The 22,500-nt window shown below is 60.3% G+C and carries 20 protein-coding genes and 3 tRNA genes; 12 read left to right on the forward strand and 11 right to left on the reverse strand.

Going from position 1 to position 22,500, the window contains the following annotated elements; all coding sequences use genetic code 11:
• The first annotated feature begins 89 nt into the window (after positions 1 to 89).
• The 10 genes from rpe (at position 90) to OKC43_RS07695 (ending at position 8,880) form a co-directional block, all read left to right on the forward strand.
• On the forward strand, positions 90 to 764 hold the full coding sequence (gene rpe, locus OKC43_RS07650) for a ribulose-phosphate 3-epimerase (RefSeq protein WP_041210023.1): 675 nt from the start codon (positions 90 to 92) through the stop codon (positions 762 to 764).
• Positions 751 to 1,419: a phosphoglycolate phosphatase gene (locus tag OKC43_RS07655; protein ID WP_040066901.1), complete on the forward strand. Its 669-nt coding sequence runs from the start codon at positions 751 to 753 to the stop codon at positions 1,417 to 1,419. Before rpe ends, OKC43_RS07655 begins: the two co-directional genes overlap by 14 nt.
• 42 nt (positions 1,420 to 1,461) lie before the next feature.
• Entirely contained in the window at positions 1,462 to 2,466 is a 1,005-nt protein-coding gene (gene trpS / locus OKC43_RS07660; RefSeq protein WP_019446357.1) for a tryptophan--tRNA ligase, read from the forward strand.
• A gap of 118 nt (positions 2,467 to 2,584) precedes the next feature.
• On the forward strand, positions 2,585 to 2,800 hold the full coding sequence (locus tag OKC43_RS07665) for a hypothetical protein (RefSeq protein ID WP_005334997.1): 216 nt from the start codon (positions 2,585 to 2,587) through the stop codon (positions 2,798 to 2,800).
• Positions 2,801 to 2,821: 21 nt separating this feature from the next.
• On the forward strand, positions 2,822 to 3,403 hold the full coding sequence (locus OKC43_RS07670; RefSeq protein ID WP_069526392.1) for an aminodeoxychorismate synthase component II: 582 nt from the start codon (positions 2,822 to 2,824) through the stop codon (positions 3,401 to 3,403).
• Positions 3,404 to 3,679: 276 nt separating this feature from the next.
• Positions 3,680 to 4,897: an aspartate aminotransferase family protein gene (locus tag OKC43_RS07675; RefSeq protein WP_199427302.1), complete on the forward strand. Its 1,218-nt coding sequence runs from the start codon at positions 3,680 to 3,682 to the stop codon at positions 4,895 to 4,897.
• A 76-nt stretch (positions 4,898 to 4,973) separates the two neighbouring features.
• Entirely contained in the window at positions 4,974 to 5,993 is a 1,020-nt protein-coding gene (gene astA / locus OKC43_RS07680) for an arginine N-succinyltransferase (RefSeq protein WP_005334994.1), read from the forward strand.
• A gap of 72 nt (positions 5,994 to 6,065) precedes the next feature.
• Positions 6,066 to 7,535: a succinylglutamate-semialdehyde dehydrogenase gene (gene astD, locus OKC43_RS07685; protein ID WP_236271601.1), complete on the forward strand. Its 1,470-nt coding sequence runs from the start codon at positions 6,066 to 6,068 to the stop codon at positions 7,533 to 7,535.
• 59 nt (positions 7,536 to 7,594) lie between these two features.
• A complete protein-coding gene (locus OKC43_RS07690) occupies positions 7,595 to 8,392 on the forward strand; it encodes a DUF1338 domain-containing protein (protein ID WP_021229798.1) in 798 nt (265 codons plus the stop codon).
• A 233-nt stretch (positions 8,393 to 8,625) separates the two neighbouring features.
• Positions 8,626 to 8,880, forward strand: a complete 255-nt coding sequence (locus OKC43_RS07695) for a hypothetical protein (protein WP_108613664.1) — start codon at positions 8,626 to 8,628, stop codon at positions 8,878 to 8,880.
• 84 nt (positions 8,881 to 8,964) lie between these two features.
• On the opposite strand, the gene OKC43_RS07700 is transcribed toward OKC43_RS07695, so the two are convergent.
• Positions 8,965 to 9,567 carry an HAD family hydrolase gene (locus tag OKC43_RS07700; protein ID WP_236271602.1) on the reverse strand — a complete coding sequence of 201 codons (603 nt, stop codon included), beginning with the start codon at positions 9,565 to 9,567 and terminating at the stop codon, positions 8,965 to 8,967.
• 173 nt (positions 9,568 to 9,740) lie between these two features.
• On the opposite strand from OKC43_RS07700, the gene OKC43_RS07705 reads away from it, so the two are divergent.
• A complete protein-coding gene (locus OKC43_RS07705; RefSeq protein WP_236271603.1) occupies positions 9,741 to 11,117 on the forward strand; it encodes an MDR family MFS transporter in 1,377 nt (458 codons plus the stop codon).
• 111 nt (positions 11,118 to 11,228) lie between these two features.
• Here the strand turns inward: OKC43_RS07705 and nifJ are convergent, their stop codons facing one another.
• The 7 genes from nifJ to pnuC form a co-directional block, all read right to left on the reverse strand.
• Positions 11,229 to 14,774 (reverse strand): pyruvate:ferredoxin (flavodoxin) oxidoreductase, encoded by a 3,546-nt coding sequence (nifJ, locus tag OKC43_RS07710; RefSeq protein ID WP_236271604.1) that lies wholly within the window; start codon positions 14,772 to 14,774, stop codon positions 11,229 to 11,231.
• A gap of 228 nt (positions 14,775 to 15,002) precedes the next feature.
• Positions 15,003 to 16,643: an alpha-glucosidase gene (locus OKC43_RS07715; RefSeq protein ID WP_236271605.1), complete on the reverse strand. Its 1,641-nt coding sequence runs from the start codon at positions 16,641 to 16,643 to the stop codon at positions 15,003 to 15,005.
• Positions 16,644 to 16,843: 200 nt separating this feature from the next.
• Positions 16,844 to 17,245, reverse strand: coding sequence for a DUF1622 domain-containing protein (locus OKC43_RS07720; protein WP_043822331.1), 402 nt, complete (start codon positions 17,243 to 17,245; stop codon positions 16,844 to 16,846).
• Between the two features lie 67 nt (positions 17,246 to 17,312).
• On the reverse strand, positions 17,313 to 17,636 hold the full coding sequence (gene yqfB / locus OKC43_RS07725) for a N(4)-acetylcytidine aminohydrolase (RefSeq protein WP_236271606.1): 324 nt from the start codon (positions 17,634 to 17,636) through the stop codon (positions 17,313 to 17,315).
• A gap of 42 nt (positions 17,637 to 17,678) precedes the next feature.
• A complete protein-coding gene (locus OKC43_RS07730) occupies positions 17,679 to 18,350 on the reverse strand; it encodes a Crp/Fnr family transcriptional regulator (protein ID WP_236271607.1) in 672 nt (223 codons plus the stop codon).
• Positions 18,351 to 18,455: 105 nt separating this feature from the next.
• Positions 18,456 to 19,181, reverse strand: a complete 726-nt coding sequence (locus OKC43_RS07735) for a nucleoside phosphorylase (protein ID WP_236271608.1) — start codon at positions 19,179 to 19,181, stop codon at positions 18,456 to 18,458.
• Positions 19,182 to 19,184: 3 nt separating this feature from the next.
• Positions 19,185 to 19,901 carry a nicotinamide riboside transporter PnuC gene (pnuC, locus tag OKC43_RS07740; RefSeq protein WP_236271609.1) on the reverse strand — a complete coding sequence of 239 codons (717 nt, stop codon included), beginning with the start codon at positions 19,899 to 19,901 and terminating at the stop codon, positions 19,185 to 19,187.
• Positions 19,902 to 20,164: 263 nt separating this feature from the next.
• On the opposite strand from pnuC, the gene OKC43_RS07745 reads away from it, so the two are divergent.
• The gene (locus OKC43_RS07745; RefSeq protein ID WP_040066935.1) at positions 20,165 to 21,997 is read left to right on the forward strand and encodes an SLC13 family permease; all 1,833 of its coding nucleotides are present in this window, start codon (positions 20,165 to 20,167) and stop codon (positions 21,995 to 21,997) included.
• 218 nt (positions 21,998 to 22,215) lie between these two features.
• Here the strand turns inward: OKC43_RS07745 and OKC43_RS07750 are convergent.
• The 3 genes from OKC43_RS07750 to OKC43_RS07760 form a co-directional block, all read right to left on the reverse strand.
• Positions 22,216 to 22,299 (reverse strand) — tRNA-Leu (locus OKC43_RS07750).
• An 8-nt stretch (positions 22,300 to 22,307) separates the two neighbouring features.
• Positions 22,308 to 22,384 (reverse strand) — tRNA-Met (locus OKC43_RS07755).
• A gap of 39 nt (positions 22,385 to 22,423) precedes the next feature.
• Positions 22,424 to 22,498 (reverse strand) — tRNA-Gln (locus OKC43_RS07760).
• Positions 22,499 to 22,500: the final 2 nt, after the last annotated feature.

The raw sequence follows: 22,500 nt of genomic DNA on the forward strand, positions 1-22,500 counted from the left end.
CCATTTCTCCCGCTTTCGAGTCGTTTTCGCCCGCCATTTACGTTAAAATTGCGCCGCTTTTTCTCCCTGGCTGCCAATGGATGATGCTGATGAAAGACTTTCTGATTGCCCCCTCGATCCTCTCTGCCGATTTTGCCCGTCTGGGTGACGACGTAGCCAAGGTACTGGCTGCCGGTGCTGACGTGGTTCACTTCGACGTGATGGACAACCACTATGTCCCCAACCTGACCATTGGCCCCATGGTCTGTCAGGCGCTGCGTGACTTTGGTATCGAGGCCCCCATCGACGTGCATCTGATGGTCAAGCCGGTAGATCGCATCATTCCTGATTTTGCCAAGGCGGGTGCTTCCCTCATCACCTTCCATCCGGAAGCCTCCGACCACGTCGACCGCTCTCTGGGCCTGATCAAGGAGATGGGCTGCCAGGCGGGTCTGGTGCTCAATCCGGCCACCTCGCTCTCCTGCCTCGAGTATGTGATGGACAAGCTGGATGTGATTCTGCTGATGTCGGTCAACCCGGGCTTCGGTGGCCAGAGCTTTATCCCCGGCACCCTCGACAAGCTGCGTCAGGTTCGTCGCCTGATCGACGAGAGCGGCCGCGACATTCGCCTCGAGATCGATGGCGGGGTCAAGGTCGACAATATCCGTGAAATCGCTGAAGCGGGTGCCGACATGTTCGTCGCCGGCTCTGCCATCTTCGGCAAGCCCGATTACAAAGCTGTGATCGACCAGATGCGTGCGGAGCTGGCTCATGTCAAACGCTGAGCGCGCATTTGATCTGGTGCTGTTCGACCTGGACGGCACCCTGATCGACAGCGCCGCCCAACTGGCGCTGGCAGTCAATCTGACTCTGGCTGATCTGGGTCTGGAACAAGCTGATGAAGCGGTTATCCGTACCTGGGTCGGCAATGGTGCCGACAAGCTGATCCAGCGGGCCCTTGCCTATCGCGAGGCCGACCCCGAGCTGTTTGCCAAGGCCCGTCCGATCTTTTTCCAGCACTACAACGCCTGTTTGCTGCAGGGATTGGCCATGTATGATGGGGTTGCCCGGAGTCTGCGCCGCTTGCAAACCCTGGGCTACAAGCAGGCGATCGTCACCAACAAGCCGAGCGATTTTGTCGCGCCTATTCTTGATGCCCTCGGTATCAGCGATTGCTTCGCGCTCTGGCTCGGCGGCAACTGCGTACCGGTCAAGAAGCCGAGCCCGGAGCCCTTGCTGCACGCCTGCCAGGAGCTGGGAGTGAGTCCGGCTCGCACCCTGATGGTGGGTGACTCCGAAAATGATGTGCTGGCTGCCAAGGCGGCCGGCATGAAGGTGGTGGGCCTGACCTACGGTTACAACTATGGTCGCCCCATTGCCGACTCCCGGCCCGACTGGGTGTTTGAACACTTTTCCCAGCTCGATGCGCTGCTGAGCTAAGCGCGTCGCCGGACTGGCTGAATTACAAGGATTACTACTCTCATGACCAAACCAATCGTATTGAGCGGGGCACAGCCCTCCGGTCAGCTGACCATCGGCAACTACATGGGCGCACTGCGTCAGTGGGTCAACATGCAGGATGAGTACGACTGCCTTTACTGCATCGTCGACCTGCATGCCATCACCACCCGCCAGGATCCGGTTGCCCTGCGCAAGGCCTGCCTCGATGCGGCCGCCCTCTATCTGGCGGTCGGTATCGATCCCAAGAAGAGCACCGTTTTCATCCAGTCTCACGTGCCGCAGCACGCCGAGCTGGGCTGGATCCTCAACTGCTACACCCAGATGGGTGAGCTGTCGCGCATGACCCAGTTCAAGGACAAGTCCGCCCGTTTCGAGAACAACGTCAACGTCGGCCTGTTCGGTTATCCGGTGCTGATGGCAGCCGATATTCTGCTCTATCAGGCCAATCAGGTGCCGGTCGGCAACGACCAGAAGCAGCATCTCGAGCTGACCCGCGATATCTGCACCCGTTTCAACAACCTCTATGGTGAGGTGTTCACCATGCCGGAGCCCTTCATTCCGACCGAAGGGGCGCGGGTGATGAGCCTGCAGGATCCGACCAAGAAGATGTCCAAGTCTGATGACAACGAGGCCAACTTCATCGGTCTGCTGGAAGATCCCAAGCAGATCGTCAAGAAGATCAAGCGTGCGGTGACCGACTCCGACGATCCGGCCGTGGTGCGTTTCGATCCGGAAAACAAACCGGGCGTCTCCAACCTGCTGACCCTGATGTCCGGTGTGACCGGCCGCTCCATCCCCGAGCTGGAACAACATTTTGAAGGCAAGATGTACGGTCACCTCAAGACCGAAACCGCCGAGGCGGTTGTCGCACTGCTGGAGCCGATTCAGGCCCGTTTCAATGAGCTGCGTCAGGATGAGGCCCATCTGATTGCGATTTTGGCCGAAGGGGCACAAAAGGCGCGTGAAAGGGCTGAAAAAACTTTGACCAGCGTATATGATGTAGTCGGCTTCGTTCCTCGAGCCTGACATACTGGGAAGGTGTAGTAGAAGAGAGCTGGGTATTTGCCTGGCTTTCTTTATTTTCTGCCTAGCTATTTTGTTTAATTTCTTTATTTCAACCTGGGTAATATCCCCAAGAGAAAGCATGCCTGTTCAACCAACTATTTCTGCTGAAGAGCTGAGTGACAAAGGTCACTGGCTACGTAAATTTCGCAAGGCGAAAAACCTCAATACCCTGCAGTTGATGGTCTCCAATGCCATCGACAAGCACCATAAAACCCCTGCCGTTGCTGCCGCCATCTATCTGGCCGAGTGTCAGCGTGAACGGGAAATGGAACAGGGTCGTTATCTCGATCGTTAATTCTCCGCTGTTGGTTATCTCATGCTGTTGTTGATCGATAACTACGACTCTTTTACCTGGAACCTGGTGCAATATTTCGGCGCCCTGGGACAAGAGGTTGTGGTCAAGCGCAATGATGAACTGACGCTTGATGCCATAGCGCAGCTCTCCCCCCGTTTTCTGGTGATCTCTCCCGGTCCCTGTACGCCCAATGAGGCGGGGATCTCTCTCGACGCTATCAGCCACTTTGCTGGCAAGCTGCCCATTCTCGGCGTCTGTCTCGGTCATCAGTCGCTGGCGCAGGCCTTCGGCGCCCGCGTAGTGCGTGCCCGTCAGGTAATGCACGGCAAAACCTCGCTCATCCGCCATCGCAATGAGGGGGTGTTCAAGGGGCTCAACAACCCGCTGCGGGTGACCCGCTACCACTCCTTGGTGGTGGAGCGCGACACGCTGCCCGACTGCTTCGAGATCACCGCTTGGAGCGAGCATGCCGATGGCTCGTTTGACGAGATCATGGGGCTGCGCCACAAGACGCTCCCTGTCGAGGGTGTTCAGTTCCATCCGGAGAGCATTTTGAGCGAGCAGGGCCATCAGTTGCTGGCCAACTTTCTGGCGCGTTCATAAAAAGTTGTGATCGCCTTCTCAAGTTCGAGAGAAGGCAAAAAAAATTTCCCTGACACTTTATTCACCCCCTCTCCTGCCCAAATTATCTCTTGCCAAGCCCCCCTGAGTCGTTATGCAATGCGGTTGCCTAAAATCTCAAGAGCAATCGAACATTGTTCCTTATAGGCCGTCTTGTTACAGACTTTTTACTTTATTTCTGTGATAATCCCGTCACGTTTACACGGATTTAACTTTTGGGCGGTGGATTATTCTGTCGCCGAATCGAAGGAGAGCTATATGTCAGAGTTGTTGGCAGTGACACGTGAAGTGTTTGATGAAGTGATGGTTCCCAACTATGCGCCCGCCAAGATCATCCCGGTGCGTGGTGAAGGGTCACGTGTCTGGGATCAGGAAGGGCGCGAGTATGTCGACTTCGCCGGTGGCATCGCCGTCAACGGTTTGGGTCACTGTCATCCCAAGCTGGTCGAGGCCCTGAAAACCCAGGGCGAGAAGCTGTGGCACCTCTCCAACGTCATGACCAACGAGCCGGCCCTGCGTCTGGCCAAGAAGCTGGTTGCCGCCACCTTCGCCGACAAGGTCTACTTCTGCAACTCCGGCGCCGAAGCAAACGAGGCTGCCCTCAAGCTGGCTCGCCGCTACGCCATCGAGAAGTTTGGCGAGCAGAAGACCCAGATCATCGCCTTTAATCAGGGCTTCCACGGTCGTACCTTCTTTACCGTCAGCGTCGGCGGTCAGGCAGCCTACTCCGATGGCTTCGGTCCCAAGCCCGGTGACATTACCCATGTTCCCTACAACGATCTGGCGGCGCTGGCCGAGGTGATCTCCGACAACACCTGCGCCGTGGTGATGGAGCCGCTGCAAGGGGAGGGGGGCATCATTCGTCCTACCGACGAGTTTGCCAAAGGGGTGCGCGAGCTGTGCGACAAACACAATGCCCTGCTGGTGTATGACGAAGTGCAGTCAGGGGTCGGCCGGACCGGTGATCTCTATGCCTATATGGGTCTGGGCGTCACGCCGGACATCCTCACCAGCGCCAAGGCGCTGGGGGGCGGTTTCCCCATCGGCGCCATGCTGACCACCAACGAAATCGCCTCTTACTTGAAAGTGGGCACTCACGGCTCTACTTACGGCGGCAACCCGCTGGCCTGTGCGGTCGCCGAGGCGGTGATCGATGTGATCAATACCCCGGAGGTGCTGGCGGGCATCAAGCAGCGCGAGCAGCTGTTCCGTGATGGACTTGAGGCCATCAATGCCAAATACCACTGCTTTAGCGAGATCCGCGGCAAGGGTCTGCTGCTGGGAGCTGCCCTGAGCGAAGCCTACAAGGGTCGCTCCCGCGACTTCCTGCTGGCCTCCATCGATCAGGGGCTGATGGCACTGGTGGCCGGTACCAACGTGGTTCGTTTTGCCCCTTCACTGGTGATCCCGGAAGCGGACATCAAGGAAGGGTTGGCCCGCTTCGAGAAGGCGGTTGCCCAAGTGGTTAACGCCTGATTCCAAATTGAGGTGGGGAGCTCTCCCGGCAGGAGCCGGGACCCCACCTGTCGTCAATGAAAGGGAGTTGTCATTTATGTTGGTTATCCGTCCCATCGAGCAAAAAGATTTTGCCGGGCTCAAGACCTGCGCCATCGAGTCCGGCACCGGCATGACCTCGTTGCCCGTCAACGATGAGCTGCTGCAGCGCAAGATTGACGCCTCTACCCAGACTTTTTCCGACAAGCCTGCCGGCAAGGGGGACTGCCTCTACTTCTTCGTGGCCGAGGATCTGGAGACCGGCGAGATGGTCGGCACCTGTGCCATCGATGCCGCGGTTGGCCTCTCCCAGCCGTTTTACAACTACCACATCGGCAAGGTGGTGCACTCTTCCCCCAAGCTCGGCATCTACAACGTCGTTGAAACCTTGACCCTCTCCAACGACTACACCGGCAACTCCGAGCTCTGCACCCTGTTTTTGCGCGAATGTGCCCGCGAGGGGCTCAACGGCCGCCTGCTCTCCAAGCACCGCTTTCTGTTTATGGCCGAGCACCCTGAGCTGTTTGACGAGACCGTCTTCGCCGAGATGCGCGGCGTCTCCGATGCCAACGGCCACAGTCCCTTCTACGAGTGGCTGCAAACCCACTTCTTCTCGATGGATTTTCCCACCGTCGACTATCTGACCGGCATCGGCAAGAAGCGCTTTATCGCCGAGTTGATGCCCAAGTACCCCATCTACGTCAACTTGCTGAGCAAAGAGGCGCGCGCCGTTATCGGCCAGACCCACGAGAAGACCCGCCCCGCCATCAAGATGCTGCAGGACGAGGGCTTTGTGAACCGTGGCTACGTCGATATTTTCGATGCGGGCCCCACCGTCGAGTGCGACGTGAAGAATATCCGCAGCGTGCGCCGCAGCAAGAAGCTGCGGGTGCTGGTGGGCGAGCCCATCGGTGGCAAGACCCACCTTATCTGCAACAGCCGTTTCGAACATTACCGCGCCTGCTACGGCAATATCCGCGTCGATCTCGACAAGCACGAAGCCATCATTCCGCCCAAGATGGCGGCGGCACTCAAGGTGCAGGATGGCGACATGGTGCGGGTGGTTGACCTCGACTGAGGCAAACAGGACAAGCAAACCGATTATCAGACAGGCAGCCGAGGCTGCCTGCCAGCGACAGGGAGTGAATGGATGAGCCAGTTAGTGCAATTTATCGACGGTCAGTGGCTTGCCGGTGAAGGCAAGCCGTTCGAGTCAACCGATCCGGCCAAGAACGAGGTGATCTGGCAGGGGGCTGCCGCCAGTGCGGCGCAGGTGGATGCCGCCGTCAAGGCCGCCCGTGCCGCCTTCTACCACTGGGCGGACATGAGCCTTGAGGATCGTCTGGCCATAGTGCGTCGTTATGCCGACCTGCTTGGCGAGCAGAAAGAGGCGCTGGCCCTGGCCATCGCCCGCGAAACAGGCAAACCGCTGTGGGAGACCCGTACCGAAGTAGCCGCCATGCAGGGCAAGATTGCCATCTCCATCCGGGCGCACGACGAGCGTACCGGCACCGTTGAAAATGCCATGCCGGGCGCCAAGGCGTTTGTCCGTCACAAGCCCCACGGTGTGGTGGCTGTGTTCGGCCCCTACAACTTCCCGGGTCATCTGCCCAACGGCCATATCGTACCTGCGCTGATTGCGGGTAACGCCGTGGTATTCAAACCCTCCGAGCTGACCCCCATGGTGGCCGAAGCCATGGTCAGGGTGTGGCAGGAGGCCGGATTGCCCAAGGGAGTGCTCAATCTGGTGCAAGGGGAGGTCGAGACTGGCAAGGCGCTGGCGGGCAACCCCGATATCGACGGCCTCTTCTTCACCGGCTCCTCCCGCACCGGCCATTTCCTTCATCAGCAGTTTGCCGGTCAGCCGGGCAAAATTCTGGCGCTCGAGATGGGCGGCAACAACCCGCTGATCGTGAAAGACGTGAGCGACATCGACGGCGCCGTCCATGCCATCGTCCAGTCGGCATTTATCACCTCGGGTCAACGTTGCACCTGTGCCCGCCGCCTGTTTGTCGAGCGCGGCGAGCGGGGCGATGCCCTGGTCAAGCGACTGATCGAGGTGGTCAGCCAGATCAAGGTCGGCCTCTATGACGCCGCCGAGCAGCCTTTCATGGGGTCGATGATAAGCGAGAAGGCTGCGATTGGCATGGTCGAAGCACAAGCCAACCTGCAGCGCCTCGGTGGCGAGAGCCTGCTTCCCCTCAAGCACCTGGAAGCGGGTACCGGCTTTGTCTCCCCGGGCATTATCGACGTGACCTCAGTGAGCGCGCTGCCTGACGAAGAGTACTTCGGCCCGCTGCTGCAACTCATTCGTTACGATGATTTCGATGCTGCCATCGATCAGGGCAATGCTACCCGTTATGGTCTTTCGGCCGGTCTGCTGGGGGACAAGGAGGCGGACTGGCACCACTTCTTCAAGCGGATCCGCGCCGGTATCGTCAACTGGAACAAGCCCATCACCGGTGCCTCCAGTGCCGCGCCGTTTGGTGGTATCGGTGCTTCCGGCAACCACAGAGCGAGCGCCTACTACGCTGCTGACTACTGTGCGTATCCAGTTGCCTCTGTCGAAGACAGCAAGGCCGCCATGCCGGATCAACTGTCGCCCGGCCTGCGCTTCTAATAACGACACGGGGCATCCAGCGGTGCCCCCATCTGTACCCGCAATCAAAGGAAAGAGAGATGCAAAAGGATATCGACACCCTGTTCAGCCATCTGTGGGACAACTACATCAAGGTGACCCCGAGCGCCCTCAAGGTGCACACTCTGCTGGGTGGCGGCGAGCCCATCGTCAACGATCACGTGGCGTTTCGTACCTACAACCTGCCCAAGCTGGGGCTGGAGAAGCTGGCCGCCCACTTCCTGGCGCTCGGTTACGAGCAGAAGGGCGAGTACGTTTTCAAGGCCAAGAAGCTCTACGCCAAGCACTTCGAGCATCAGGATCCGGACGCTCCCAAGGTGTTTATCAGCGAGCTGAAGGTGGAAGAACTCTCCCCAGCGGCGCAGGCCATCATCCACAAGCTGGCGGATCAGGTGCCCGATCATCTGACCGATACCCCGGCATTTCTCTACACCGGCGCCCCCTGGCAGGTCTCCTATGCCGATTATCAGACTCTGCTGGCGGAGAGCGAGTACGCGGCCTGGATGGCTGCATGGGGCTATCGTGCCAACCACTTCACGGTCAATATCAACAAGTTGAAGGATTTTGACACCATCCATCAGGTCAATGCGGCACTGAAGGCGGCGGGTTTCGTGCTCAACAGCGTGGGTGGCGAAGTGAAAGGGGACCCGCAGGTGATGCTGGAGCAATCCTCCACCATGGCGGACAAAGCAGAGGTGCCGTTCAGCGATGGGGTGCGTACCATCCCGAGCTGCTTCTACGAGTTTGCCCTGCGCTATCCGCAGGCCGACGGTGTGCTCTATCCGGGCTTTGTCGAGGCTTCGGCGGACAAGATCTTCGAATCGACGAATGCCATGTAACGGGAGCGACCCTGTTTCAGTCGCAACGCCTCCTCGTGGAGGCGTTTTGTTTGGCGCAGAGTGACGGTATCGGGTGTTGTCTGACGCCGCGTTAAGGGGGGATTTGGATGGCGCCTAACAGGTGGAGGTTTGTTGATAAAAATGTGAACTAGATCACTTGATACGACACAGATTGACGCTGGTGGCGGAGCAAAAAGGAGTAGAATGGCGCTTTATTTTTGCGGGGCCAATCGATGCCTAACTATCACTTTTTCAAGCAGGGTCAGGCGCTTACCTATCTAGATGCCAATGCACCCAGCTATAGCGATGAGCGTCGTCAACTGGTCGAACAGGGATTTGCCGCCATCGCCGCCCCCACCTTTGCAGATACCCCTGCCGAAGCCCTTGAGCTGCTTCGCACTCATCAGGCACTACAGGATGAGGCCAACGCCCTTTGTCTGACGGTTGCCACTATTCCGGCTGCGATCGCAACTCTGTCCGGGCACTGACGCTGCCGCCATGCTCACCTGAATAAAAAATGGTGCCACTGTCGTGACACCATTTTATCGGTTTGCCTGCTTGCCCTGAGTACTTTACCGCTGGTGCAGGTCACCTTCGATAACCAGCACGGTATCCATCCCTGCCGCCTTGCCAGCCTCAAGCCCGATGCGGGTATCTTCAAACACCAGACAATTGGTCGGATTGGCGCCGAGCAATTCGGCCACCTGCAAGAAGGTATCAGGGTGCGGCTTGTGGTTGGTGACGTCATCGGCGCTCACCACCACAGAGATATAGGCATCGAGCCCGGTACTTTTCAGGATGGAGTCTGCCTGATTGCGCGGTGAGCCGGTGCCAATCCCCATCTTGACCTTGCCGTGATAGTGCCTGACCAGTTCCCACATCTTGGGAAAGACGCTGGCCTTGTCGATATGTTCCATATAGAGGGCAATCTTGCGACGGGTAAAGGCCTCGACATCCACCGTCAGCCCCTGCTGCTCGGCCAGCATGGCGATGATCTTGCGGGTGGGAATGCCGCCGTACTGATAGAGCTGTTCCCGCTCGAAGGGGATGCCGAATTCGGCGCAGGTGAGCTCCCAGGCATCCAGATGAAGGGGCATGGAATCTACCAAAGTGCCATCCATATCGAAAATCAGGGCATCGTAGTGATCAAACCCGTACTGCTCACGCTCGCTCATGGGGGCTCCTCGAATCAAATAGAGCAGGCTAACAGAAATGGTCGGCGTTTTGTGGGATCGGCCTCATGGTTGGGCAGATTGTGGCCGCCGTTTTTTCTATCTCTTGCTGATTTGTGAGACAATAATCCGTTCATTGCCGGATACTTTGGCATATCAGATCTGCGAGTCCGCTTATGACCTCGAAAATATCCCCCAAAACCATTTTCTCCAGTGTGGCGCTGGTGATCGCGCTCGGTTCACTGGAAAAGAGCATAGTCACCACCCCGCTGCCCATGATTGGCGCCGAGCTGCACGCTGGGGCCGCCCTCACCTGGGTGGTGACCGCCTATCTGCTGGCGGCTACCGCCGTGCTGCCCCTCTACGGCAAGTTGAGCGATCTCTTTGGCCGGGTGCGGATGCTCAATATCGGCATCGGCCTGTTTCTGGCGGGCTCGGTGGCCTGCGCGCTCTCTCTGGATTTGCCGACCCTGCTGGCGGCACGGGTGCTGCAAGGGCTGGGGGGCGGAGGTCTGATTGCCCTCGCGTTTACCGTGATTGCCGATACCATTCCGCCGCGGGAGGTGGGCAAGTATCAGGGCTACATCTCGGCGGTCTATGCGGTCTCCAGCATCGCCGGCCCCTTGCTTGGTGGCTATTTCACCGAGCAGCTCAGCTGGCGCTGGATCTTTTGGATCAACCTGCCGCTCGGGGCGCTGGCGGTCTTTCTCATCAACCGCAACCTCAAACAGCTCAACGTGCGTCGCCACAGTCGCTTCGACTGGAAGGGGGCGGGTCTGCTGATTACCGTCACCACGCTCACCCTGTTGCTGCTCTCGCCGGAGGCGGCGCTGCCCGCCGTCTGGCTTTCGGCGGCGCTGGGCGTTGCATTGCTGCTGCTCATTCTGATTGAGCGGCGTGCCCACGACCCCATTCTGCCTGCCCATCTGGCCCGGCTGCCCGGCTATCTGGTGAGCGTGCTGCTGGTGATGCTCTCCCAGCTGCTGATGTTTGCCGTGCTGGTCTATCTGCCGTTGCAGATGCAGTGGCAGAAGGGGATGAGCGCCAGCGAGAGCGGCGCCATCATGGTTATCTTCATGATTTGCATCACTGCCGGCGCCTTTGTCGGCGGCAAGCTGATTGGCCGTACCGGTCACTACAAGAGCTTTGTTGCGGTGGGCTTTGGCCTCGCGGCAGTGGCTCTGTGGCAGATCCACTTCGATGCCTGGGTCAAGCTGGCCCTCGGGTTTGCCGGTATTGGTCTGGGTCTGGTGCTGCCCGCCCTCTCGGTGGTGGTACAGAATGCCCTGCCACGGGAAGATCGCGGCATCGGCATGTCGCTGTTCAACTTCGGGCGGGAGCTTGGCGGTGCCGTCGGCGTGGCCATCTGCTCCATGCTGTTTCATTTCCGCCTGCCAGCCGGCAGCGATGGCGATCTGAGCCGACTTGCCCCCGATCTGCTGGCCCCGGGCTTCAGCGCGACCTATATCGGCATGGCATTGATCGCCACGCTGGCGCTGCTCATCACCCTGCTGGCGTTGAAGCGCCATGAGCTGGCCTCCATCAGCGCCTGATTTGGCCTGCGCCAGCATTGGCTCACCATAGATAGCATCAGGGCTCCCCGCGGGGAGCCCTGATTATTATTTGGCGAATAGAGTGGCTGCTGCCATCAAGTCATGCGCGGGTTACTCCTGCGCCGGACTCTCCTTGCCCGCCAGCTGGCTCAGCCAGGTGAAGCGGCGGCTGGCCTCCTGCTCCGCCTCTTGATAGAGCTGGCTGGCCACCTCCGGCAGCTGGCGCTCCAGCCGCTGGAAGCGGGGCTCGTGGCCCAAGGTCTCGGCCAGCGAGGCATTGGGCGCCCGCGAGTCGAGCGCCAGCGGCAGTTTGCCCTCGTCAGCGCGGCGCGGATCGAAGCGGTAGAGCGGCCAGAAGCCGGTGGCAGTCAGCTGCTTCATCTGCTCGTGGCTCTCGGCCATGTCGTAGCCATGCTCCTCGCAGGGGCTGTAGGCGATGATGAGCGACGGCCCCGGATAGGCTTCCGCCTCCTGAATCGCCTTCACAGTCTGGTTCATCTGGGCGCCGAGGGAGATCTGCGCCACATAGACGTGGCCATACATCATCACGCTGGCCCCGAGATCTTTGCGTGCCTTGCGTTTGCCCTGCTCGCCAAACTTGGTGATGGCACCGAGTGGCGTCGCCTTCGACTGCTGGCCGCCGGTGTTGGAGTAGCACTGGGTGTCGAGCACCAGCACATTGATGTTCTCCCCCAGACTCAGCACATGGTCGAGCCCGCCAAAACCGATGTCGTAGGCCCAGCCATCGCCGCCGATGAGCCAGACCGATTTTTCCACCAGATAGTCCGCATCGCGAGCCAGCTCAAGGGCCTCCGGAGCCTTGCTCTGTTGCAGCAGCGCTCGCAGCTGCTGGATATGGGCCCGCTGCTCGGAAACCGGCAGGGTGGCATCGCCGAGCGCCTCGCGCAGCGCTGCCGGTATGGTGTCGCCGAGGCTCGCCAGCAGACGGCGCACCCGCTCCCTGTGCTGATCGACGGTGAGACGGAAGCCCAGTCCGAACTCGGCGTTGTCTTCAAACAACGAGTTGGCCCAGGCCGGCCCGCGCCCGTCGGCGTTGGTGGTGTAGGGGGTGGTAGGCAGGTTGCCGCCATAAATGGACGAGCAGCCGGTGGCGTTGGCAATCAGCAGCCGATCGCCATAGAGCTGGGTCAACAGCTTGATATAGGGGGTCTCGCCACAGCCGGAGCAGGCGCCCGAGTATTCAAACAGCGGCGAGATGAGCTGGGAGGTGCGGATGTCGATGCGCTCCAGCTGCTCGGCGCTGCGCTCTGGCAGGTCGAGGAAGAAGTCGTAGTTGGCCTTCTGCTCGTCGAGGTGATCGAGGCGCGAAGCCATATTGATCGCCTTGCGATCCGGGTTGCTGCGATCCTTGGCCGGGCACACCTCGACGCAGAGATTGCAGCCGGTGCAATCCTCCGGCGCCACCTGCAGCACGTACTGCTGGCCGCGCATGTCACGGGATTTCACATCCAGCGCATCCAGGGTATCGGGAGCAGCGGCCAGCGCATCCGGTTCCACCACCTTGGCGCGAATGGCCGAGTGGGGACAGGCGGCGACACAGTAGTTGCACTGGGTACAGAGCTCCGCCTCCCAGATGGGGATCTCCTTGGCGATATTGCGCTTCTCCCAGCGGGTGGTGCCGACCGGCCAAGTGCCATCCGGCGGGAAGGCGGAGACCGGCAGGCTGTCACCCAGTCCCGCCAGCATGGCGGCGGTGACGGTCTGGACAAAATCGGGGGCCTTGGCCGAAACCACCGGTGGGCGCGGGCGGCTGGCGGGATCCAGTTCGCCAAGTGGCACCCGGGTCAGGGCGGCGCAGGTTGCCTCCAGTGCCTGCCAGTTGCGTTCGACCAGCGTCTGCCCCTTGCTGCCATAGCTGGTGGCGATGGCCTGCTTCAGCAGGCTGGTCGCCTCTGCAGGGGGAATGATGGCGCTGAGCTGGAAGAAGGCCATCTGCATCACGGTATTGATGCGGTTGCCGAGCTGGCAGTCGCGGGCAATTTTGGCGGCGTTGATGATGTAGAAACGCGCCTCTTTCTCGCGCAGGGCGTGCTGTACCTCGCTGGGGAGACGTTGCCAGATCTCCGCTTCGCTGTAGGGGGTGTTGAGCAGGAAGATGCCGCCCGCTTTCAAGCGTTCCGCCATCCGGTACTTGTCGACAAACTGCCACTGATGGCAGCCGATAAAGTCCGCCTCTTCCACCAGATAGGCCGATTGCAGCGGCCGCTCGCCCACCCGCAGGTGAGAGACGGTGAGGCCGCCCGCCTTCTTGGAGTCGTAGACGAAATAGCCCTGCGGATAGAGGTCGGTGTGGTTGCCGAGGATCTTGATGCTGTTCTTGGCCGCCGAGACGGTGCCATCGCTGCCAAGGCCGTAGAAGAGCGCCTCCAGCTTGTGTTGCTGGCTGTGGATCGGGCTTTGCGAATCCAGCGCGGGCAGTGGTAGCGAGAGACCTGTGATGTCATCGAAGATGCCGACGGTAAAGCGCGGACGCGGGTTCTCTTGCGCCAGTTCGGCAAACACCGCCAGCGCGCAGGCGGGGCCGAACTCCTTGGAGGAGAGGCCATAGCGACCGCCGATGACCCGCGGCAGGCTTGCCCGCTCGCCCCGGCTGACCGCTTCGGCCAGCGCCGTCATCACGTCGAGATAGAGGGGCTCGGCCTGTGCGCCCGGCTCCTTGGTGCGATCCAGCACGGCGATGGTGCGGGCACTCTCGGGAATTGCGGCCAACAGGTGCCCGGCCGAGAAGGGGCGGAACAGCCGCACCTTCACCAGACCTACCTTCTCCCCTTGGGCCAGCAGGCGCTCGATCACCTCTTCACAGGTGCCGATGGCCGAGCCCATCAGCACCACAATCCGCTCCGCCTGCGGGTGGCCGACATATTCAAACGGCCGGTAGTGGCGGCCGGTCTGCTCGCCAAAAGCCTGCATCGCCTCGCTCACATGGCCATAGGCGGCGTCATACCAGGGGTTGCTCGCCTCCCTGCACTGGAAGTAGGTGTCCGGGTTGGCCGCGGTGCCGCGAATGACCGGTTTGTCGGGGGTGAGCGCCCGGTCACGATGAGCACGGATGGCATCTGCGGGCAGCAGGACTCGCAGGGTGTCGTCAGCGAGCGGCGCTATCTTGGCGATCTCGTGAGAGGTACGAAAGCCGTCGAAGAAGTGGATAAAGGGGAGGCGGCTGTTGAGGCTCGCTATCTGGGAGATCAGGGCAAAGTCCTGCGCCTCCTGCACATTGCAGGCACAGAGCATGGCACAGCCGGTCTGGCGCACAGCCATCACGTCCGAGTGATCGCCAAAGATCGATAGCGCATGGGTCGCCACGGTACGCGCCGCCACATGCAGCACAAAGGGGATAAGCTGACCCGCCAGCTTGTAGAGGTTGGGGATCATCAGCAGCAAACCCTGCGACGAGGTAAACGAGGTCGCCAGCGCGCCGGTTTGCAGGGCGCCGTGGACGGCGGCGATGGCGCCCCCTTCCGACTGCATCTCGACAACCCGGGGCACATCCCCCCACAGGTTCTTGCCCCGCTCGCTCGACCAGGCCGACGACTGCTCAGCCATGGCCGAGCTGGGGGTGATGGGGTAGATGGCGATGACTTCGCTGGTGCGGTACGCCACCGAGGCGACTGCGTTATTCCCGTCTGTGGTGATCATGTGTTTTCCACTTTGCTATGCCAGTTTGAAGGCCGATAGTTGCATCGGCAATGGATAGGTCGCTGGCATAGTAAGAGGGGCAATGAGAGCGTATCAAACGGGATAAATAATCAATTAATAAGTCAGTAATAGTGGTTAATTTAATCCCACCGCGTGGGGGCGTGATTTTATGCTGGTAACCAACGGGAGGTGGCTGACGGGCCATTGGTATGGCCCCTCAACACGGGGTTAACCCTGCTCCACTTGCAGCCAGATGGTGCACTGATAAGGGGCGAAGAGCGGCAGTGGTTCACTTGGGTAATTGGCCAGCAGCAAACGCATCTTGTCTGTCACCTTGTCGAAGTGGGGCATCGGCAAGGGGGTCGCCGTGAGATTGGCGAGCAGCAGCAGGGTGTGCCGCTCTCCGCTGGCCGGATCCTGCCAGTGGCGGCGATAGCTGATGCGCTCGGGGTCGTCCCCATCCAGCAGCTCGAAATTGCCGTGGCGAACGACAGGGTGGGCCTTGCGCAGGGTGATAAGCTGGCGATAGCAGTGAAACGGCGAGTCGGGGCGGGCCAGCTGCTCGGCGGCATTAATCTCGATGTGATTGGCGTTGAGGGCAATCCAGGGTGTGGTGGCGCTGAAACCGGCGTGGGGGCCGGCGTTCCACTGCATCGGGGTGCGGGCGTTGTCGCGGCCGATGGCATCGAGCCGCCGACTCAGCTCGGCAGGATCCAGCCCTGACTGGCTGGCGCGGTAGTTGAGCGCCTCCACATCGCGCAGCTCGCCCGGCTGCCAGTGGCGGTTGGTCATGGCGAGCTCCTCCCCCTGATAGATGAAGGGAGTGCCCTGCATCATGTGCAGCACCATGGCCCACAGCTTGGCGCTGGTTTCCCGCCACTCTGGCCTGTCATCGCCAACGCGAGAGACGGCGCGGGGCAGGTCGTGGTTGCCGAGAAACAGGCTGTTCCAGCCACGCCCATGTAACCCTTGCTGGTGGCGGGCCATGGCTCGCTTGAAAACGAGGGGATCAAAGCGGGATGACCACTTGTCACTGTCCAGCCCCAGATGCTCGAAGTTGAACACCATGCTGAACTCGCTGCCATCGTGGTTCGAATAGTTCTGCATATGGGCGAGATCGGCCCCCCAGGTCTCCCCCACCGTAATGATCCCCTTGCCGCCGAAGCTCGCGGCATTGAGCTCGCGGATATAGTCGTGCAGGCGCGGGCCGTTGCTCATGGCCAGTCGGTCCCACTCCTTGCTCACCATATCGATCACATCGAAGCGAAATCCCTTGATCCCTTTGCCCAGCCAGAAGTTGATCACCTCTGCCATCTCGGCACGCACCGCCGGGTTGTCCCAGTCCAGATCGGCCTGACTCGCGTCGAAGTTGTGCAGGTAGTAGCGATCAAGCGCTGGCACATACTGCCAGCCGCTGCCGCCAAAAATCGAGGTAATGGGGTGAGCATCGACAAAGGCTTGATCCCGGAATACGTAGTAGTCCTGATAACGGGGATCACCGGCCAGCGCCTTCACAAACCACTCATGCTCGGTGGAGGTATGGTTGGCGACGATATCCATCATGATGCCGATGCCGTGAGTGGCCGCTTCGGCTATCAGCTGCTCCATCTCGGTCAGGGTGCCGAAGGCGGGGTCGATGGCACGGTAGTCCGCCACATCATAGCCGTTGTCCCGCTTGGGGGAGCGATAGATGGGGGTGAGCCAGAGCATATCGACCCCGAGGGTGGCCAGATAGTCGAGACGCTGACGAATGCCGTTGATATCGCCCATGCCGTCGCCATCGCTGTCCTGAAAGCTCATGGGGTAGATCTGGTAGATGACACAGCTATCGAGGTCGATATCGGGCGTGTGGAGGGGTTGCGGGTTCATCAGCGTGGCCGGTTGGGGGAGGATATTTTCTATCTTACGCAGATGAGCTGCTACTCGACAGGGCAGAGGAAACCTTGAAAAGGGTTCCATTGTTGGCTGATTGCCAAAAGTGCGGGAAGGGTCACAAAGGTGCCATCCCAAGCCACGGCTGTGGTCGGGATGACACGGCACTTAGCGTTGATGCTATGCAGGAATACTGGTTATTGAGCAGCCTTGGCCTGCTCGCTGCGCTGCTCCTGCTGGCGTTCTGCCTTCTCTTGTTGGCGCTCCGCTTGTGCTTCCAGCTCCTTGCCGAGGAAGTAGTTCAGGAAGGTGCGGATCACCGCGATGATGGCGAGGCGGATCAGCTCCTCCTTGCTCGGTGCGACCGTGGTGGCCAGGATGTCGGCGGCGAGCTGGAACTCCAGAGCCAGAATGAGCCAGCTGCCAAAACAGAGGCGAATGCGCGGAAAGCCCGGTTCGTGATCCTCCATCCGCGCCGCCAGCCAGAGGGTCTTGCCAAGCCCTATTACCACACAGGCGATGGAGATGATCTCCAGCAGCAGCTGGAACAGCTCGACCCCGTGCATCATCCCTTCTCTCAGGCTCGCTATCTCAAACACTCGGGTCACCTCCCTGATTCAAAAGAGGACACTATTAACACATCGCTCGGCAAAGGCCAAATCCGGCTCAGGCAATCAGCTTGAATTCAATCACATAGAGCGGTGGCAGAGCGGGGTAGATATCGCGGATCACCTGTTTGAGCTCGGGGAGGGTCATGTTCTCCTGACGTGCGTGCTCGTCGTTCAGTTCATCGAAGGCTACAGCGTTGACGGAGAGCACCTCGATGGTGCCAAAGGGCTGGTGCTCCGGGTTGGTAAACAGCGCCAGCCGCTGGCCGGGCTGCCAGTTGGCCTCGCTCTCGTCGCGGATGGTGATGGTCTTGCGGCCCGCCTGAATGTCGGCAACGAAGCGGCTGAAGAAGGTGAATTCGGGATAGGAATGAGCAGACATGGTGACTCCTGACTGGGTGAATCGAAATGAGGTGAATGGAAATCAAAGATCGAGATAGGCGCGCAGCCTGGCCAGATCGGCGATGACGGGGCCGTCACTGCCGTCGGCAATTATGCCCTGTTCGACCAGCTCCTTGAGGGCGCGGCGGTAAACCCGCTCGGTGGTGCCGAAGCGCGCCGCCTCATGGGCCCGCTTGCGCGATCCCAGCATCGGAGTGCGCTGGCGCTCACGCCATAGCTCATAGGCGATGTTGTAGGCGATGGGGTGGAGCAGCCGGCTGGTGGTGATCTCCAGGGTGTCGAGATAGTCGCTGGCAAGCGCCGCAGCGAAAAAGAGGGTCAACTCGGGTTCTGCCAGCAGGCGCTGGGCCAGCTTGTGGGCGCAGATGACTCGGGCATCCAGCTCGGTCTCGGCCACCACGTTCCACTGTACCGGGGTGGCGCTGAAGAACTCCATCTCGCCGAAGATCTGGCTGTGGCACTCAATTTCGCCAAGCTGGAAGCGGCGGCCAGAGTGTACCGTGCTGTTGAGGGAGACCCGGCCATGTTCGACCAGATAGAGCTGCTCGCTCTGCTCCCCCTGCCGCATGATCAATTCGCCCGGCAGGTAACGGCGCAGAAACAGGGTGCAGGCGTCGAGCGCCGCGGCAAAGCGGGGTTCAAGCTGCTGGAGTTCGGCGTGAAAACGGCCGAGGGGGTAGGGCTGTTGCTGCATGACTTGCCTGTCGCACCGGATGACGAGGGCCATGAGGCTAGCAAGAGTGCGGGCCGGATACCAGCCCGCACGGTAGCGGATGTGCCGCAGTTAACGGTTTGCGCTTTATTGCACCAGAGCGTGGAGGGCGGCCGCGATGGCGTGTTGTTCACCGGCCATCATCGCCTGTTCGGCGCTGGCGTAATCCGCCACCCCTTGTTGCACATCCTGCTCGAACAGCACTACGTTGCAGAGCACGGCTGCAACCCGCACCTTGCGCAGGCGACCCACGGTCAGTAGGGAGGCGGTCTCCATGTCAGCGCCGAGCACGCCACGGGCATGCCAGTAGCGGCACACCTCCTGCTCGTCATCTCGATAGAAGCTGTCGTGGGAGCGCACCAGCCCGTGCCAGTAAGGCTGGCCGCTGGCCGCCACCTGATTGAGCAGGGCGGCCTGCAGCCAGATGTCTGCGCAGGCGGGGTACTCGGCGGGCAGATAGGCCTGCGAGGCTCCCTCATTGCGTACAGCTCCTTCCACCACGATAAGGTCGCCAAGGCCGATATCGTGCTGCAGGGCGCCGGCAGAGCCGACCCGAATAAGCGATCGGGCACCCGCCTGCACCAGCTCCTCCAGCGCTATGATGGCCGAGGCGCCGCCGATGCCGGTGCTGCAAACCGTGATGGGCACTCCCTGATAACGGCCGTTGATGAGACGAAACTCCCGGTGCTGGCCCAGCACTTCGCACTCGTCGAGCTGGCTGGCGATGCGGTCAACCCGGGCCGGGTCGCCGCACAGCACCACCCGCTCGGCAATCTGGTCGGGGCGGCACTGGAGATGGGGTAGCAGCGTCATGGCTTATACCCCCTGTGGCTGGCGCTTGGCGGCAATCACCCAGAGGCGAGTGCCGTTGGCGGCGATAAACAGCAGGATCAGGTACTCCAGCGACATGGCGTAAACGCCCTGCGCGGCATAGACACCGATGCTGATGATGTTGATGACGACCCAGAGGATCCAGTTCTCCACGTATTTGCGGGTCATCAGGATCTGGGCGACCACCGACAGCACCGTCATGCTGGCATCCCAGAACGGGAAGGCATCGGGGGAGGGCTCGGGGGTGGCAAGGTTGGCACCAAACAGGTTGAGCAGGGAGACCGAGGTGCGTGCCAGGGTGGCGAAGACCGGGTCGATATAGCGGGTCAGCAGAGCGATGGCCAGCACGCTCACGGCGGCGGTCACCATCAGTTTGGATCTGCTGAGCCAGCGGATCTGCAGGGTATCCCCTTGCTCGTTGGCGGGGCGGGTCCAGGCGTACCAGCCGTAGACGTTGGCGCAGAAGAAGAACAGCTGCAGCATCAACAGCCCGTAGAGCTGGATCTGGAAGAAGATGATGGCAAACAGGCTGACGTTGATCAGACCAAACAGGTAGTTGATGGTCTTCTCCTGACTGGCGAACCAGATACAGGCCAGCCCGAACAGGGTACCGATGGCTTCAATCCATGACATGGCATAGCCGCCACCCAGCGGTATGGTCACTAGCGTGTTATTGATGCTGAACAGCTCGAATATGCTCATTTTCTGATCCTTGGGCATGAGGGTAAGTATGCGAGGGCGCCATTTTAAGGGGTGAGGGGGAGGAGGGGCAGGACTTTTGTCCGCCCCGGGCTTGGCCCATATCAAAGAAATCACTGCTGCTGCCCGGTTATTCCAGCAGTGATGGGTTATGGTGCCCCGATGGGCCGGACTTTATTGATATGTAGCAAGATGATAGCGCCATGGCTGTGGTCTGATAGAGTCCACTCTCCGGGAGGAGAATCACGTGATAAAAGGAGGTTGTATTGAATTCCGAGCTTGTCTGGGTGCTCTGTCTGCTGGCTGGCGCCATCTATCTCTTTATGACCAACAAGGTACGGATGGATGTGGTCGCCCTGTTGATCATTATCCTCTTTGTGCTGAGCGGCACCCTCACCCTGCCGGAGGCGCTGGCGGGCTTTAGCGATCCCAACGTCATTCTGATTGCCGCCCTGTTTGTGGTGGGTGAGGGGCTGGTGCGCACCGGCATCGCCTATCAGGTGGGGGATGCATTGGTGAAAGTGGCGGGCAGCAGCGAGACTAAGCTGCTGGTGTTGCTGATGGTAGCGGTGGCAAGTCTTGGGGCTGTGATGAGCAGCACCGGAGTGGTGGCCATCTTTATCCCGGTGGTGCTGAGCGTGGCGAACCGGATGGGGATCCCGGCCGGTCGCCTGATGATGCCCCTCGGTTTTGCCGGGCTGATCAGCGGCATGATGACGCTGGTGGCCACGCCCCCCAACATGGTGGTCAACAGCGAGCTGATGCGCCACGGCATACATGGTTTCGGGTTCTTCGATTTCACCCCCATGGGCGTGCTGATCCTGGGGCTGGGCATCCTCTACATGCTGCTGGTGCGCGGCTCCCTGGTGGGCGAGGGGGAAGAGGGCAAGGGCAAGCCGACCGGGCGCCGCACCCTGCGCGATCTGATCCGAGACTACCGATTGGCCGGTCGGGCCCGTCGTCTGGCGCTGCGGCCGGACTCCCCGCTGATTGGCCATACCCTGGATGAGCTACAATTGCGCGCCCGTTATGGTGCCCACGTCATCGGGGTGGAGCGCTGGCGCAAGTTCCGCCGGGTGATGGTGCCGGTGTCCGGGATCAGTGAGTTCCAAGCCAAGGATGTGCTGCTGATCGACATGTCAGACCCCGAGGTGGATGTGCGGGCGTTTTGCACCGAGGCGCGGCTTGAACCCATGATCCTGCGCGGGGAGTACTTCTCCGATCAGGCGCGGGAGGTGGGGATGGCCGAGGTGTCGCTGATCCCCGAGTCCAAGCTGCTGGGTAAAAGCGTGCGTGAGGTGACCTTCCGCTCCAGCTATGGTCTGAGCGTGGTGGGGCTGCGCCGCGACGGTGAGGCACTGGCAGGCAAGCTGGTGGACGAGCCGTTGCAGATGGGGGATACCCTGCTGGTGGTAGGGAACTGGAGCCACATCAGACAGTTGCAGACTCATAGCCGCGACTTTCTGCTGATGGGGTTGCCCGCTGAAGTGGACGAGATGGCTCCCGCCCGCAGCCAGGCCATTCATGCCCTCTTCTGTCTTGGAGTGATGATCCTGCTGATGGTGACCGATCCGGTGCCCAACGTGATTGCCGCGCTGATCGCCTGTCTGCTGATGGGCAAGTTTCGCTGCATCGACATGGAGAGTGCCTACAAGTCGATCCACTGGCCGACCCTGATCCTCATCGTCGGTATGCTCCCCTTTGCGCTGGCGCTGCAAAAAACCGGCGGGGTGGATCTAATCGTCGGTGGTCTGATCAATGCGGTAGGGGAGATGGGGCCGCGGGTCATGCTGGCCAGCCTGTTTGCCCTCTGCGCGGTGATCGGGCTCTTCATCTCCAACACCGCGACTGCTGTGCTGATGGCACCCATTGCGCTGGGCACGGCGCAACAGATGGGGGTATCACCCTATCCGTTTGCCATGACCATTGCCATCGCCGCCTCGGCCGCTTTTATGACGCCGGTCTCGTCACCGGTGAATACTCTGGTGCTGGGGCCGGGCAACTACAAGTTTGCCGATTTTATCCGTATCGGGGTGCCATTCACCCTGTTGGTGATGGCGGTCAGCGTGGTAGCGATCCCCTGGTTCTTCCCGTTCTGATAACCGGGATGATGAATGTGTGCACCAGCGGCCTGCGGGCCGCTTTTTTATGGCCGGGAGACAAGAGTGGCAAGGCGTGCTCGGAATCAGTGAAGAGTGATGTGGATGGGAATTAACGTGGAGATGGGTTAATAGAGGCGCGAGAGAAAAACTGGGGAGAGGCAAATTTCAGATACAAAAAAACCAGCGTGAGCTGGTCTGTTTGGTACTGCTATTAATGGTGCGGAAGGAGAGACTCGAACTCTCACGCCTAGGGCGCCAGAACCTAAATCTGGTGCGTCTACCAATTTCGCCACTTCCGCAATATTAATGGTGGCTATGACGGGATTCGAACCTGTGACCCCCGCATTATGAGTGCGATGCTCTAACCAACTGAGCTACATAGCCGTTTGTTATCGACCACTGATGTGGAAGAGAACAGAAAAATGGCTGGGGTACTAGGATTCGAACCTAGGGATGGCGAGATCAAAACCCGCTGCCTTACCGCTTGGCGATACCCCAAC

The organism is Aeromonas sp. Y289-2 (assembly GCF_027705925.1).
In the GTDB taxonomy this organism is placed as follows: domain Bacteria; phylum Pseudomonadota; class Gammaproteobacteria; order Enterobacterales; family Aeromonadaceae; genus Aeromonas; species Aeromonas veronii.

What these genes read in the sequence shown, in the direction of transcription:
- rpe (WP_041210023.1), top strand. Translation starts at nt 90, where the DNA reads ATGAAAGACTTTCTGATTGCCCCCTCGATCCTCTCTGCCGATTTTGCC.
- OKC43_RS07655 (WP_040066901.1), top strand. Translation starts at nt 751, where the DNA reads ATGTCAAACGCTGAGCGCGCATTTGATCTGGTGCTGTTCGACCTGGAC.
- trpS (WP_019446357.1), top strand. Translation starts at nt 1,462, where the DNA reads ATGACCAAACCAATCGTATTGAGCGGGGCACAGCCCTCCGGTCAGCTG.
- OKC43_RS07665 (WP_005334997.1), top strand. Translation starts at nt 2,585, where the DNA reads ATGCCTGTTCAACCAACTATTTCTGCTGAAGAGCTGAGTGACAAAGGT.
- OKC43_RS07670 (WP_069526392.1), top strand. Translation starts at nt 2,822, where the DNA reads ATGCTGTTGTTGATCGATAACTACGACTCTTTTACCTGGAACCTGGTG.
- OKC43_RS07675 (WP_199427302.1), top strand. Translation starts at nt 3,680, where the DNA reads ATGTCAGAGTTGTTGGCAGTGACACGTGAAGTGTTTGATGAAGTGATG.
- astA (WP_005334994.1), top strand. Translation starts at nt 4,974, where the DNA reads ATGTTGGTTATCCGTCCCATCGAGCAAAAAGATTTTGCCGGGCTCAAG.
- astD (WP_236271601.1), top strand. Translation starts at nt 6,066, where the DNA reads ATGAGCCAGTTAGTGCAATTTATCGACGGTCAGTGGCTTGCCGGTGAA.
- OKC43_RS07690 (WP_021229798.1), top strand. Translation starts at nt 7,595, where the DNA reads ATGCAAAAGGATATCGACACCCTGTTCAGCCATCTGTGGGACAACTAC.
- OKC43_RS07695 (WP_108613664.1), top strand. Translation starts at nt 8,626, where the DNA reads ATGCCTAACTATCACTTTTTCAAGCAGGGTCAGGCGCTTACCTATCTA.
- OKC43_RS07700 (WP_236271602.1), bottom strand. Translation starts at nt 9,567, where the DNA reads ATGAGCGAGCGTGAGCAGTACGGGTTTGATCACTACGATGCCCTGATT.
- OKC43_RS07705 (WP_236271603.1), top strand. Translation starts at nt 9,741, where the DNA reads ATGACCTCGAAAATATCCCCCAAAACCATTTTCTCCAGTGTGGCGCTG.
- nifJ (WP_236271604.1), bottom strand. Translation starts at nt 14,774, where the DNA reads ATGATCACCACAGACGGGAATAACGCAGTCGCCTCGGTGGCGTACCGC.
- OKC43_RS07715 (WP_236271605.1), bottom strand. Translation starts at nt 16,643, where the DNA reads ATGAACCCGCAACCCCTCCACACGCCCGATATCGACCTCGATAGCTGT.
- yqfB (WP_236271606.1), bottom strand. Translation starts at nt 17,636, where the DNA reads ATGTCTGCTCATTCCTATCCCGAATTCACCTTCTTCAGCCGCTTCGTT.
- OKC43_RS07730 (WP_236271607.1), bottom strand. Translation starts at nt 18,350, where the DNA reads ATGCAGCAACAGCCCTACCCCCTCGGCCGTTTTCACGCCGAACTCCAG.
- OKC43_RS07735 (WP_236271608.1), bottom strand. Translation starts at nt 19,181, where the DNA reads ATGACGCTGCTACCCCATCTCCAGTGCCGCCCCGACCAGATTGCCGAG.
- pnuC (WP_236271609.1), bottom strand. Translation starts at nt 19,901, where the DNA reads ATGAGCATATTCGAGCTGTTCAGCATCAATAACACGCTAGTGACCATA.